The following is a 13,761-nucleotide window of genomic DNA, read 5'->3' as shown; positions in this document are numbered from 1 at the left end:
CATGCCGGACGAGCGGCTGACGTCTGTCGAGACAGCGGCTCTCTTCATTCTCCTGTCCGAGGCGGCCCCCGTGACCAACGCCAGGTTGACTCGGGAGCATCGCTGCGAACTGGCGAAGGGGTCGCGGGAGAAGCTGGAACGGTTGAAGCTGATCGAGGTCGAACGCATATCGGGCCGGCTCGTGCTGACGCTGGGCGAGAAGGGCTGGGCACACTGTCGCACTCAGCTTTCCGCCGACTCGGCGCCGCCCCGCTCCGGTGCCATCGGCGGCGCGCTCTACGCCGTACTCCGGCGTTGGGGTCGTTTCCTCGCGGCACAGCGGCTCAGCCTCGGCGAGTTCGTCAACGCGTCGAACGCCCCCACTGTCACCGATATGCCGGACGAAAGACGGCCACCGGTCGGGTCCGACGTGGAGGAGCGGGTCTGTGCCGCGTACCAGAAGCTCGCTCCTCACGCTGGCGATCTGGTGAGCCTGGCCGACCTGCGCGACCTGGTCGGTGATCTCACCTCCGCCGACGTCGACGCGGCGTTACGCCGGCTGCACCGTCGGCGCGGCGTCATCCTCGTGCCGGAAGCGAACCAGAAGACGCTCGATGCACGTGCTCGGGCCGCCGCAGTGTTGATCGGCGACCAGCCCAAACACTCGATCGCTATGGGGGCGTCGTGACCGAGGCAGCGCTGAAGGCTCTCGCGCACTTGCAGTTCAACTACACGCCGACCAGGAACGACGTCTGGCACCGCCCACGTTTCCACGTCGACGGCCTCCACCCGGATGTTCTCTCGACCGTCCTGGACGGCTTGTCCGCGGCGGAGCGCAGCCCGGACGCGAGCCCGATTGGCATCGCGGTGCGGGGACAACGCGGTGCCGGAAAGACCCACCTGCTCAGCCGGGTCCGCGAGCTGACCCAGCTCAGGGGCGGCTATTTCTTCCTGGTCAACTTGCTCGACGCCAACACGTTCTGGCGGAGCGTCGCGGTGTCGGTGGTCGAGGGTCTGCATCAGTCGGTCGACGAGGAAGGTACGACGCAGCTGCACGCCTTCCTGCAACGTCTCGCCGACACGGTCGACCTTCCCGTGGTGACCCGGATGGCGGTGACGGGTCGTGCCCCGATGACAGTGGACAGGTTGACCGAGTTCGTCGCCGCTCTGGGTGGCCTGAACCGACAGATCGGGATCGGCTGTCGAGACACCGCCCGTGCACTGGCGCTGCTCGCCGGCACCGACCACCGGGTGCAGGACATCGCCATGTCGTACCTGCTCGCTGGTGACGAGGCAGAAGCCGGTGAACGGGCTGCGTGGAGCATCCGGCCGGCGCGGCGGCTGCCGCAGGAGATCGTCTCGGACGTGTCATCTCTGCTCGCGCTCACCGGCCCCTCGGTCATCGCGGTGGACCAGGTCGACGGCCTCATCGCGCAGGTGGCAAACCGAAGTCACGTCTCCGTGGCGCCCGCCGAGACCGATGCGGACGGTTGGCAGGCGGCCGTCCTGCTCGACCAGGTCGCCAGCGGCCTGATGGAGTTGCGCGAGATGACCCGGCGGACGCTGACCGTCCTCGCGTTGCTGCCCGTGTCCTGGGCGTTGATCAAGAGCAACGCGGTCGACACCGTGCAGGACCGGTTCCGCGAGACGGCCACGCTCGAATCGATTCCCGACGCCGACGTAGGCCGGGCTCTGGTCGAGCGCCGGCTCGCGGGACACTACGCGGAAGTCGGCTTCGTGCCGCCGTACCCGACCTGGCCGGTGCGTGCCGAGGCGTTCGCCGACGCGGTCGATTTCACGCCGCGACAGTTGCTCATCAACATCGAGCGGCACATCCGCTCGTGCGTGCTCAACCGCGAGGCCATCGAGATGACCGCGCTTGCGGCCGCCGCCGAGGCACCGGCCTCGGTGCCAGCGCCGGCCGACGGCTCGTCACTGCACCTACTGGACGAGCGGTACGCAGAGTTGCGGGCTCAGGCGCAGGTAGCCGGTCTGCTCGACTCCGCCAACGAGGACACGGAGGTGCCGCCGCTGCTGGCCGCTGCTCTCGACGCATGGATCAGGGAGGGCGTGAGCGCCGACTTCGACCAGGACACGATCCCGGTACGCCGTCCGGCGCTGCACGCGCGGCTGCGGCGGACCCTCGACGAGGGAACCGGGAACGAGGCCCACTGGGCGTTCCGGGCCATCGCGGAGCAGCATTACAACGCCGAGTTGGCCCGGCTGCGCAACGCCTGTGTAGCCGCCGGCCTGGCCCACGGGGTCGCCCAGCGTCGGCTGTTCGTCCTGCGCAACGAAGAATGGTCGGACAGCCCCAAGCGGCGCAGGGCGGTCGAGGAGTTCGTCGCGGCCGGTGGGCGGACGCTGTCGCTCGGCGAGGACGACCTGCGCAGCCTGGTCGCGCTACGGGCACTGCTCGCCGAGGAGCCGGACGGCCTCCAGGCCTGGCTGGCGGACCGACGCCCGGCCTCGCGTACGAACTTGCTGGCGACCGCGCTCGCCGATGCCGGACGCGAGTCTCCCATCGGGTACGCGTCGACAACCGAACCGGCACCATGCAGCTCGGACTCCCGGGCGCCGCAGCCCCTGGCCGACGGGAACGACGCGGTAGTCACCGGCGACAACACATCGATCGGCCCAGCGGACACGGAACCGGCCGACGAGCCGATCGTAAGCTCCGCCGAGCCGGACGTGCCGGCGGAGCCAAACGCGGTAGCAGAACCGGGCGCGGTGGCCGCACCAGCCGGGGTGTATCTCCGGTTGGGTGTCGACTTCGATCGCGGCGATCCCGTCGACGTGGAGTTGGCCGCGCTGCGCAAGCACGTAGCGATCTTCGCCGGGTCCGGATCCGGCAAGACCGTGCTGATCCGGCGACTGGTCGAGGAGTGCGCGCTGCTCGGTGTCTCCGCGATCGTCCTGGATCCCAACAACGACCTCGCCCGGCTCGGCGACGCCTGGCCGAGCGACCCACCGGCGTGGGGCGACGCCGACGCGCAGGCCGCAGCCGACTACCTCGACTCGACGGATGTCGTGGTGTGGACGCCGGGACGAGCGAGTGGACGACCGCTGACCTTCCAGCCCCTGCCCGACTTCGGTGGCGTACGCGACGACCCCGACGAGTTCACCCAGGCGGTCGACAGCGCGGTCGACGCGCTGGCCCCACGCGCACAGGTGGCCGCCAACACCGCGAAGGCGATGCGGGGCCAAGCGGTGCTGCGGCAGGCGTTGCGGCACTACGGCCGGACCGGCGGGCCGGCGAGCCTGGCCGGCCTGATCGGCGTACTGCGGGACCTCCCCGACGGAGTCAGCGAGCTGGCCGGCGCGGCGACGATCGCCGCCGACCTGGCCGAGAATCTGGAGGCCGCCCGGATCAACGACCCGCTGTTCGGTGGCGTGGGAGCGGCAGCCGATCCAGGCATGCTGCTCACGCCGGCACCGGGCAAGCGCGCCCGCATTTCCGTCATCAGCTTCGTCGGGCTGTCGGGCGACGAGAAGCGGCAGGGTTTCGTCAACCAACTCCAGATGGCCCTCTTCTCCTGGATCAAGCGGAATCCGGCCGGCGACCGGCCGCTGGGCGGACTGCTGGTGATGGACGAAGCGCAGACGCTGGCACCGTCCGGCCCGGTCACCGCCTGCACCCGGAGCACCCTGATGCTCGCCTCCCAGGCCCGCAAGTACGGCCTCGGCCTGGTCTTCGCCACCCAGGCGCCCAAAGGCCTGCACAGCCAGATCCCGGGCAACGCGGCGACCCAGTTCTACGGGCTGCTCAACGCGCCGGTGCACATCGACGCGGCCCGCGAGATGGCGCGCTTCAAGGGTGGCGACGTGCCGGACATCTCGCGGCTGAGCAGCGGGCAGTTCTACGTGGCCGTCGAGGGGCAGCCGTTCCGCAAGGCCCGCACGCCGCTCTGCCTCACCCACCACCCCGCCAGCCCACTACCCGCCGAAGACGTCCTCACCCGCGCCCAGCCGACATCCTCGCTTCCGGATGATGCGCTCTCGTCCAGGTGACGGCACTGGCGAGGAAACAGGGAGGGGCGCAGCGGCTTTCCAGTGCGTGAGGCAACGCAAACGACTACGCCTCAATGAAGGGCACCCCACCCCAGCTGCCAGTTTGGGCCACCCCGCCAGCGCCGGCAAACCGGGTGCGGCAGATGTCGACGCCGCCGCTACGTGTCCGAATCACGACGATGGCATTGCTACCGGAGGCGATCTGACAACACATGGTGGATGACTCTCCTCCGGATCGATGACAACCCAAACGACTACGTAACAGACGGGCGGCTTGACTATGACACCGCCGTCAGTTGCCGATGGAAGGAAGTACGAGTGCGTTCGTTGGATCTTGCTTCGTTGCTTGCCGCCGGGTCGGCCGGCGGGCCGAGTTGTCTCACCTCGACCACCACTTTGGAGCCGGCCGGTGGTCGGCATGCGTCGGTCGCACCAGCCAAGTTCGCCGCGCGGGGCAGGAAGGGCGGCGTGTACGCGTACGAGCAGCGCTACCTCGGTGACGAGAGTCGGTACGCGGTGGTGATCGACTCGAAGCAATCTCAGCTCAACCGGGCCGAGTTGGCGCTGGCCCAAGCCATCGAGGACCGGCATCCGCTGCTGTCCCGGGTGCCGCACGTGCGGGTCAGCTACGAGCGGGACGGGGCCGTCGAGCACTACTACGACCTCACGCTCCCCCACAGGATCTACGACGGTCATGTCAGGGCCGGCGCGATCGATGGGCAGCCGACCACGCAGACGGAGGCGTACCGGACGGTCCGGGACGCGACCCCGGCCAACGCCCGTGCCCTGCTGGAGACGAGTCCGGTGACGCTGGTCTTCGGCGGCTGGGATTCGAGCCGGCGCAGCCGGCAGGGGCGCTGGCGCAGCGCGCTGGTCGGGGAGATCGTGGGCTTCGTCGCGGCGAGCCGCGACGAAGCTGGCGCGCTGGCGGAGCCCACGCCGGCCCTGCGCGGCGGGGCGCGGGTCGACCCGGTCGGCATGCAGATCAACCTCGCCAAGAAGGCGATGACCGAGACGGCCACCCGGCAACAGGCGGAGTTGAGCCCGGCCACCTACGGCGACATCGTCAAGGCGGCCAACGGGATCAAGCCGGGTGAGGCAAAGTCGGCCTCCGCGCTCGGCCTCGGCGGCATCCCGCCGACGCTCGACCAGTTGGCCGGCGTCGCCTGCGACACCATCATCCGTACCCATGTGTTGTCCTTTGCCACGCTGCGGCAGATGCGGTTCGGTGCCGGTGTCGAGGGGGATGCCGCGTGCCGGGCGCTGCTGGCCGCGTTGGCGCTCAACGCGCTCGCCCGCTCCGACGCCGAGCTGTACCTGCGGGCCAACTGTGACCTGGTCGAGGCGGAGTCGCCGAAGGTCCGACTCGACCAGCGGGGCGGCACCTTCCTGGACGTCGAGCCGCTCAGCATCGACGCCGCCGACCTGTTGCTCAGCGAGGCGCTCGCGCACGCCGAGAAGGCCGCCGACGTCAAGTGGTCGGGCCTCGCGATGCGGGTCACCGGCAACCCGGACATCGTTTCCGGTGCGGTCGAGACGGACGACAACTCGTGAGCTTCGCGATCGTCGCCGAGCCGCTCCTCGGCGTCTACAAGGGACATGTGGGCAGCGGTCAGCTCGATCCGCTGCCGTCGCCGGCCCGGCTGCACACCGCCCTGGTCTGCGCGGCGGCGCAGGGCGTCCGGGCGGTCGCCGACGGCGACGGGCTGCGGCCCTGCGACGCCGATCGTGACGCGTTGCGCTGGCTGGAGGCCAACCCGCCGGACGGCATCGCCGTGCCGGAGACGCTGCACAACGGCGGCGCCGCCACGGCGTACCGGAAAGAGGGTCTGGTCGTCAAGGAAGGCCGCAACCCGCTGTCGGAGAAGCTGGTCGGCAAGCCTGCGGTGAGCGGTGTCGCGGTTTCCGGACGGTTCGCCTGGACGTGGGAGCAGGCCCCACCCGAGCCGGTGGCGGCCGCGCTGGGGGCGCTCTGCCCCGAGGTGCCCTACCTGGGGACCAGCGAGTCCCCCGTGCGGCTCGCGGTGGCCGCCGCCGACCCGACGCACCACCTCGACCGGGAGGCCGACCTTTTCACCGGGGATGGCCTGGACCTCGCGGTCGCCACCGCCGGCCGGGTGGACGCGCTGGAGGCGGCACACCGCGATACGTCGGTCGTACCGCCGTTGCGGGCCGACGTGCACCGGTCAAGTGAGAAGACCACGGCGCACCCGGTGGTGACGACGGGGCTGGCACTCGGCCGGTATGCCCGGCCGGAGCCGCCGCCACCGCCGACGCCGTGGACGTCGGTGCTGCTCTTCCAGGTCGACCGGCCGATCCCGCCGGAACGGCGAGTGCGGTACGCGGTCGCCGTGCACCGTGCGCTCGTCGGGCTCGTCGGCGACGGCGCCCCCGCGATCCTGACCGGCGCCTACCAGCCGGGGGTCCCCCGGCCCAGCAACCGGGTCGCGATCCAGTTCATCGGCCCCGACGCGCCGCACGTCGGCGGTACCGCGCTGGCGTTGCTGCTGCCGCGAGATGCGAGCGACGTCGACCTGACCCTGATCCGGATGGCGGTGCAACGACTGCGGCACGTCAAGGTCGCTGCTGGGCCGTTCAGGGTCGAGGCCCGGATGGAGATCCCGGCCGACGCGTTTTGGCCGGTGCCGGCCGCCGGCGCCGAGCGGTGGTGGCAGACCGAGCCGGTGGCGGTGCCGGACAGCCGTCCGCCGCGTGGGGGCCGCTGGTCCCTGGCCGACGCCGCCGCGCTGTCGGTCGCGTTGGTCTGGCGAGACGAGATCACCGCGTCGGGCCGAGGCGACGTCCGCTATCGGGCGCTGGCGGCAGCCGCCGCCGGGCGCGGGGTCCGGGTCGAATCTGCGGTACGGGTGATGGACGGCGATGTCGGCCGCTACGTGCACAAGGTGAACCCGGAGACGGTGATCCAGCCGTACCGGGCGGTGCTGACCCTCGGTGACCTGACCGGCCCTCGGACGATCGCCGCCATCGGGCAGAGCCGGCACCTGGGCGGTGGCCTGCTCGTGCCGAGGGACCTGCCGTCCGACATCGTGCGGAGGTTGGCCCGGTGAGCGTCGACCGGGCCGACTTCGGCGCCTTCTTCGCCGCGGTCCGAGGCGGGCAGCGGCCGTTCCGGTGGCAGGAGCGGCTGCTCGACCACATCCTGCGTACCGGCCGGTGGCCGGACCAACTCGTCGCCCCGACCGGGGCGGGCAAGACGAGCGTCATCGACGTGCACGTGTTCGCGGTGGCGCTGATGGCCTCCGGGCATCCGGTCCGGGTGCCGCGCCGGCTGGCGCTCGTCGTCGACCGTCGGGCCCTCGTCGACGACCAGCACGAGCACGCCACAACGATCGCGACCCAGCTGGCGCAGGCCCGGGACGGTCGGAGCGTCCTCGCCCGGACGGCCGCCGCGCTCGACTCGCTGCGCGCCGGCCGCCGGGAACCGGCCAGCGGCCCGCTGTCGATCGCGCTGCTGCGGGGCGGCGCGCCGCCGTCCCGTCGGTGGCTGGACGACCCGCTCGGCTGTGCCGTGCTCTGCGCCACGCCCGACATGTGGGGCTCGCGGCTGCTGCTGTCCGGCTACGGGTCACGGGCGCAGGCGTGGCCCCGCGAGGCCGGTCTGCTCGCGTACGACACGGTGGCCATCGTCGACGAGGCGCACCTGTCCCAGCAACTGGTGGTCACGGCCCGCCGGGTCACCGAGCTGGCCACGATCGCCGAGGAGCCGCTCGGTGTGCCGGTCCTCCAGGTCGTCGAGACCACCGCCACGCCCCGCGCCGACGCCGGAGTGGCGGTCGGCGTCGAACCCGACGACCTCGACGTGGACGAGACGCTGCGGCAACGGCTGACCACATCGAAACCCGTTACCCTGCTCCCCCTGGCGGCCTGGCCGATCCCGCACAGCGGCCCGGCGCGCAAGGCGGGCGTCACGACGCTGGCCGACGAGGCGGTACGGCTCCGTGAAGCGTACGGCTCGACGGTCGGCTGCTTCGTCAACACGGTCGCGGTCGCCGCCGCCGTCGCCGAGGAGCTGCGGGCGCGAGGCATGGAGACGGAGCTGATCTGCGGTCGACTGCGGCCGTACGACGTGGCCCGCTTGCGGCCGCCGGCGTCGAAGCTGCTCAGCATCGGCGGTGATGCGGCGGTCGACGTCCTGGTGAGCACGCAGAGCCTGGAGGTCGGGGTCGACCTCGACCTGTCCGCCGCGGTGACGGAGCTGGCGCCCGGCGGGGCCGTCGCCCAGCGGGCCGGCCGGGTCAACCGGCTCGGGTCGCGCCCGACCGAAGTCACCGTGGTGGTGCCCGCGGCCGACCTGCCCGCCGGAGCCCAGTCCGGGCCGTACCAGCGCGACGACCTGGCGGCGGCCCTCACCTGGCTGGAGCGGCAGTCCGCCGATCCGGCCGGCCTGGCGCCGTGGGCCCTGCGCGAGCCCCGGCCGCCGGCCCCCGCGCTGCGGCGGGACCTGCTCCAGCGGCTGGAACTGGCCCAGGCGTGGCACCTCGCCCGCACCAGCGACGACCTCGCCGCCGGCCAGGACGACCTGGACCTGTGGCTCTCCGACAGCCTGGACGAGCCTGATCACGAGATCGGCCTCGTCGTGCGGCGCGCGCTGCCGGCCGACGAGGCCGACGCCGTACGGCTGATCGAAAAACTTCCGCCCCGGCCGCACGAGGTCTTTCCGGTCTCGATCCGGCGGGCGACGAAGCTGCGGGAGCGTCTGAAGCCGGGCTCGGTGCTGGTCCGGCCCGGCGACGACGCCCCACGCCCGCTGGCCGCCGATGACCGGCTCCGACCCGGCGACCAGATCGTCATCGACGACAGCAACGAGCTGTTCACTTTCGGAGTCGTCGACCTAGACGGCAACCAGCGGGTCGACGACGTACTCGACAAGCTCGACGAACCGAAGCCGGGCGAGGTCGTGCTCCGGATCGAACGGGACACGGCCGCGCACCGTCGGTTCCTCGACGCCGTCGCCGCCACCGCCGAGCTGACCGAGCCGGATCCGGCCGAGCCCGATCCGCTGGAGGTCGCCCGGCTGCTCCGCGTACATCGTGCGGAGCTGTCGCCATACCCGATGGTGGTCGCGGCGGCCGGCCTGCTCGACCGGACCTCGGACGAGCGGGCCGAGGCCGAGCTGACCCTGCACTGGCAGGATTCGGACGACGGAAAACCGGAGCTGTCCCGGCTGATCGTCGTCGACCTCCGCAGGGCGACCGACGACGCGGAGCTGCGGCAGACGTGGACCCCGCGCCGCAGGGCCGTCGCTCTCCAGCAGCACGCCGAGGCCGTGGCAGAGCGGGCCGGAACGGTCGCCGCCCGACTCGACCTCGCCGCCGAGTTGGTGGTGGCACTACGTCTCGCGGGCCTGCACCACGACGACGGGAAGGCCGACCCCCGCTTCCAGCGCTCGCTGCGGTCCGGCACCGCACCCCCGGAACCGCTGGCCAAGAGCGGGGTGCGGGACGCCCGCAGGAGCCGGCAACTCCGGGCGTCCTCGGGTCTGCCCACCGGCTGGCGACACGAACAGCTCTCCGTGGTCCGGGCCTGGCCCGCGCTGTCCACGCTGGGCGGCCGATGGCGGGAGCTGGTGGCCCGGCTGATCGGCACCAGCCACGGGCACGGCCGGCACGGCTTCCCACACACCAGCGAGCATCTGCTGGCCGACGCCGACGAGATCACCGCCACCCTGTACGACGAGGGTCTCTGGGACGAGCTGATCGAACGTACCCACATCCGTTGGGGGGTGTGGGGCTGCGCCTACCTGGAGGCGCTGCTCCGCGCGGCCGACGGGCAGGTCTCCGCGGAGGGATCATGAGCGACTTCATACTGACCACCGCCGATCCGGACATCATGCTGTCGCACCTGGCGTTGTACGGGCTCGCCGCGATCGTCGAGGACGGCGGTCTGGACGACGTCCGGTTGTCGTGGACCCCGGGCATGACACCCCGGCCGGTGCTGAGCGCTCCGCAGGCCAGCCCGGAGACGATCGGCGAGATCGTACGCCGACACGCGGCCCGGCACGACACCCCGGAAAGCTGGCCGAGCCGGCAGATCAGCGCAGCCGAGCAGCGAGCGCTGATGAGCCCTCGCATCAGCGTCATCTCCACCAGCGACGGCTGGCGTTCCCTCCAGCAGCGGCGGCACGACGTGCTCGACCGGCTCACGGACGCGCGGGCGCTGCTCGACCTCCGGCTGATCGCCGCGCTCGGGGAACCCAGCTACTGGCGAAAGAACCGGCAGGGCCAGCGGCTCCAGGACGACGGTGCCAGCCGACTGGAGATGCAGCCCCGCAACCAGGGATCCGAGTTCGTCGGCAACCGGATCCGCCCACTCGCCGCCGCGGTCGCCGCCCGGACCGCCACCGCGGTCAGCGACGGGCTGCTTGGCCGCACCGTCCGCGACGAGATCGGCAAAGACCGACCAGACAGCCGTACGCCGACCGGATTCGCCGCCCCCGGGCCGACCGACAACGCGCTGGCCTGGTGTGCGCTCTGGGGCATCTCGCAGTTCCCCATCGCCCAACGCGGCACCGGATTCGCCACCACGAGCGGCCACCTTGGCCGGGGCACCGCCGGCTACTTCTACGTACCCGTCTGGGCCGGCCGCTGGCGAACCGCCCGTCACCGGACCATCCTCGCCAGCGGACAACTGTCCCGGTTCGCCGCGACCGGATTGTCGCCGAACGACCTCGGGCGCACTTCCGACGACGCCGCGCCCCGCGACGAGTCGGCCCGTGAATGGCTGGCGCATCGCGGCGTCACCACGGTCGTCCGCTTCCCGGTACACCGGTTCGGCAGCGACAGCGCACCCGAACGCCGCGCCATGCTCGGCGAGCGACTCAAATCCCGGCGCCGCTGATGCCCGAGCTGATCCCCATCAGCCTGGTGGCGCACCAGGCGTTCTGCCCGCGCCGGGCCTGGCTCGAAGCCATGGGGGAGAAAACCGACACCCACCAGGTGGAGATCGGCACGCAGGCCCACACGCCGGCCGACGACCCGACCGGGTCGCGCGCTCGCCGCTACCGGGCGGTCGACGTGATCAGCCACGACCTCGGCGTGCTCGGCCGCTGCGACACCGTCGAGCTGGACGAGAACGCCGCGATGACGGTCGTGGAGCACAAGGCCACCCCGGTCCGCCGCCGCCCCGAGGTCACCGAACCGATGCGGATCCAGGTCGCCCTCCTGGCCGGAGCACTGGCCGACATGGGCTACCCGGTTGCCGGGCAGGCGATCTACTTCACCAACCACCACACCCGGGTGGACGTGCCCATCTCGTCAGCGGACCGGGCGCTCGCCCGGGACATGGTGGCGGCCACCGCACGCACCCTCGCCGCCGAGCAGGCCCCTCCCCCACTCGAAGACGACCGGCGCTGCTCCCGCTGCTCGCACATCACGGTCTGCCTTCCCGACGAACGCCCCCTCGCGCCGGTGACCCGCCGAATCGTGGTGGCCGACCCGGACACGCAGGTGCTGCACCTGACCACGCCGGGCTCCCGGGCGTACGTCGCGCGGGGGCGGATCGAGGTCAGCAAGAGCGGCGAGAAGCTCGGCACGTTCCCCATCGAACGCGTGCAGGGCGTCGTGGTGCACGGCAACGTCGACCTCTCCAGCGGCCTCATCCGCGAGGTGTTGTGGCGCAGCCTCTCCGTGGTCTGGTGCACCAGCTCGGGCCGGGTCACCGGATGGGCCAGGGCGGCCCAGGGCCCCAACGGGGGTCCGCGACTACTCCAACACGTCGCATCCCACCACGGGCGCATCGACCTGGCCCGACAGTTCGTGGCCGCGAAGGTCGCCAACCAGGCGACCCTGCTGCGCCGCCACGGCAATGCCCCGGCAGCCGTGACCCGGCTCCGGGAACTACAGCGGGACGCCCTCGACTCGCCATCACTGACCGACCTCTTCGGCATCGAGGGCGATGCGGCTGCGCGCTACTTCGAGCACTTCCTCACCATGTTCCGGCCCAGCATCGTGGCAGCCGAAGGGCTGACCTTCTCGACACGGACCCGACGCCCCGCCCGCGACCCGATCAACGCCGCGTTAAACTTCAGCTACGGCCTGCTGACCGCGGACTCCCTGCGGGCCGTCGTCGCCTGCGGACTCGACCCGCACGCCGGATTCCTGCACAGCAGCGGACGCAACAAGCCGGCGCTGGCCCTCGACCTGGTCGAGGAGTTCCGGGCCCCGGTAGCCGACTCGGTCGTCCTGAACGCATTCAACAACGGCGAGATCCGCGCGCGGGACTTCTCGACCGCGCTCGGCACGACCCGGATCGGCGAGCGCGGCCGCAAGGCTCTCATCGCCGGCTACGAGCGCCGCGTCACCAGCACGTTCCGGCACCCGATCTTCGGGTACGACGTGACATGGCGACGCGCAATGGAGATTCAGGCACGCCTCGTCCTGGGAGTGATCGACGGGACGCAGCCCCGATACCAGGGCATCAAGACCCGATGAGCATTGACGACGTACGGCGCTACCTCATCGCGTACGACATCACGGACGACGTCCGTCGCACGAAGGTGGCCAAGAAGCTCGAATCATACGGCGACCGCGTACAGTACAGCGTGTTCATCGTGGACGCCCGGCCGGCCAAGCTCCTGCGCCTTCGTGCCCAACTCACCGATATGATCAACGAGGGCACGGATTCCGTCTTGTTCTGCAACCTGGGCACCCTCCGCGAGAACAACCGTCGACCACTCGACGTCATCGGATGCAGCCGCACCATCACCGACCACGGCCCAGCGATCCTCTGAACCCACTGGCGAAGGCTGCGTCATCCCGCCGCTGAGCGTGGACCCCTCGCCACGGTGTCAGCACAGCTCACACCCCATGCAGATGCGCAGGATCGCGACCCAGAGGCGCGACTCGATCTTGCAGAAACCGCACCCTCCGCGGCAGACCCGTCCAGCCGCAGCTCAGGACCGCTAGAATCCTGACTCAGCCGCAGCTCCCACCAGAGCTGCTCTTCATTGAGGGGTCCCGTGGCTGTCGGCTTCGCCTGACGCCTAGCAGAAGCCGCAGCTCCCACCAGAGCTGCTCTTCATTGAGGGCGGTGTCCACGAAGTTCAGCGTCTCGATCACGTGCCGCAGCTCCCACCAGAGCTGCTCTTCATTGAGGGCCCACCGACATCGCCCGGCGGGTGATGGACGACGCGGCCGCAGCTCCCACCAGAGCTGCTCTTCATTGAGGGGAGTTCGCGCCGGTCACCCGCCGGCACGCCGATCGCCGCAGCTCCCACCAGAGCTGCTCTTCATTGAGGGTGGCCCGACGCGGTCCGGATCGGCTGGCGCGGATGCGGGCCGCAGCTCCCACCAGAGCTGCTCTTCATTGAGGGTTTGCCGCTAGATCGTCGTCTTCATCCGGATCTAGGGCCGCAGCTCCCACCAGAGCTGCTCTTCATTGAGGGACGGGGTGGATGCCTTCCGTTCGCCCCGCGAGCTTGGCAGCCGCAGCTCCCACCAGAGCTGCTCTTCATTGAGGGGGAACCGATCTCGTGCCCCCGTCGACCTGGACCCACCTTCGCCGCAGCTCCCACCAGAGCTGCTCTTCATTGAGGGATAGCGGCGGATATCCCTGGAAAGCGGAGGTGAGAGCCGCAGCTCCCACCAGAGCTGCTCTTCATTGAGGGAGCGCCGGGGCCTCGTAGCCGCGCAGCCGGCCGAAGCCGCAGCTCCCACCAGAGCTGCTCTTCATTGAGGGAGCGTTCCGCCGTGGGGCGCCGCGCTGGCTGAGCAGGCCGCAGCTCCCACCAGAGCTGCTCTTCATTGAGGGGGG

At 71.0% G+C, this 13,761-nt stretch carries 8 protein-coding genes and 1 CRISPR repeat array (1 of these 9 cut by a window edge); all 8 genes read left to right on the top strand.

Going from position 1 to position 13,761, the window contains the following annotated elements; genetic code table 11:
• Window position 1 precedes the first annotated feature (1 nt).
• The 8 genes from ACQPYA_RS11780 to cas2 all read left to right on the top strand — a co-directional run bounded on the left by ACQPYA_RS11780 (window position 2) and on the right by cas2 (window position 12,739).
• The gene (locus ACQPYA_RS11780; protein ID WP_433532644.1) at window positions 2-667 is read left to right on the top strand and encodes a hypothetical protein; all 666 of its coding nucleotides are present in this window, start codon (window positions 2-4) and stop codon (window positions 665-667) included.
• Window positions 664-3,990 carry an ATP-binding protein gene (locus ACQPYA_RS11775; protein ID WP_433532643.1) on the top strand — a complete coding sequence of 1,109 codons (3,327 nt, stop codon included), beginning with the start codon at window positions 664-666 and terminating at the stop codon, window positions 3,988-3,990. Before ACQPYA_RS11780 ends, ACQPYA_RS11775 begins: the two co-directional genes overlap by 4 nt.
• A 318-nt stretch (window positions 3,991-4,308) precedes the next feature.
• Window positions 4,309-5,544, top strand: a complete 1,236-nt coding sequence (gene cas7g, locus ACQPYA_RS11770) for a type I-G CRISPR-associated RAMP protein Csb1/Cas7g (RefSeq protein WP_433532642.1) — start codon at window positions 4,309-4,311, stop codon at window positions 5,542-5,544.
• Complete coding sequence (csb2, locus tag ACQPYA_RS11765) at window positions 5,541-7,058, top strand: type I-G CRISPR-associated protein Csb2 (RefSeq protein ID WP_433532641.1); 1,518 nt, start codon at window positions 5,541-5,543, stop codon at window positions 7,056-7,058. The genes cas7g and csb2 overlap by 4 nt, the downstream gene beginning before the upstream one ends.
• Window positions 7,055-9,805, top strand: a complete 2,751-nt coding sequence (gene cas3g, locus ACQPYA_RS11760; RefSeq protein WP_433532640.1) for a type I-G CRISPR-associated helicase/endonuclease Cas3g — start codon at window positions 7,055-7,057, stop codon at window positions 9,803-9,805. Before csb2 ends, cas3g begins: the two co-directional genes overlap by 4 nt.
• Window positions 9,802-10,848: a hypothetical protein gene (locus tag ACQPYA_RS11755; RefSeq protein WP_433532639.1), complete on the top strand. Its 1,047-nt coding sequence runs from the start codon at window positions 9,802-9,804 to the stop codon at window positions 10,846-10,848. Before cas3g ends, ACQPYA_RS11755 begins: the two co-directional genes overlap by 4 nt.
• Entirely contained in the window at window positions 10,848-12,440 is a 1,593-nt protein-coding gene (gene cas1, locus ACQPYA_RS11750; RefSeq protein WP_433532638.1) for a CRISPR-associated endonuclease Cas1, read from the top strand. The genes ACQPYA_RS11755 and cas1 overlap by 1 nt, the downstream gene beginning before the upstream one ends.
• Window positions 12,437-12,739: a CRISPR-associated endonuclease Cas2 gene (cas2, locus tag ACQPYA_RS11745; protein WP_433532637.1), complete on the top strand. Its 303-nt coding sequence runs from the start codon at window positions 12,437-12,439 to the stop codon at window positions 12,737-12,739. Before cas1 ends, cas2 begins: the two co-directional genes overlap by 4 nt.
• A 187-nt stretch (window positions 12,740-12,926) precedes the next feature.
• Window positions 12,927-13,761: direct repeats of the CRISPR family, unit length 36 nt; unit sequence GCCGCAGCTCCCACCAGAGCTGCTCTTCATTGAGGG; it runs 361 nt beyond the window's last position.

Source organism: Micromonospora sp. CA-263727, assembly GCF_050942455.1.
Taxonomy (GTDB): Bacteria; Actinomycetota; Actinomycetes; order Mycobacteriales; family Micromonosporaceae; genus Micromonospora.
This window is presented reverse-complemented; position numbering and strand designations above follow the sequence as displayed.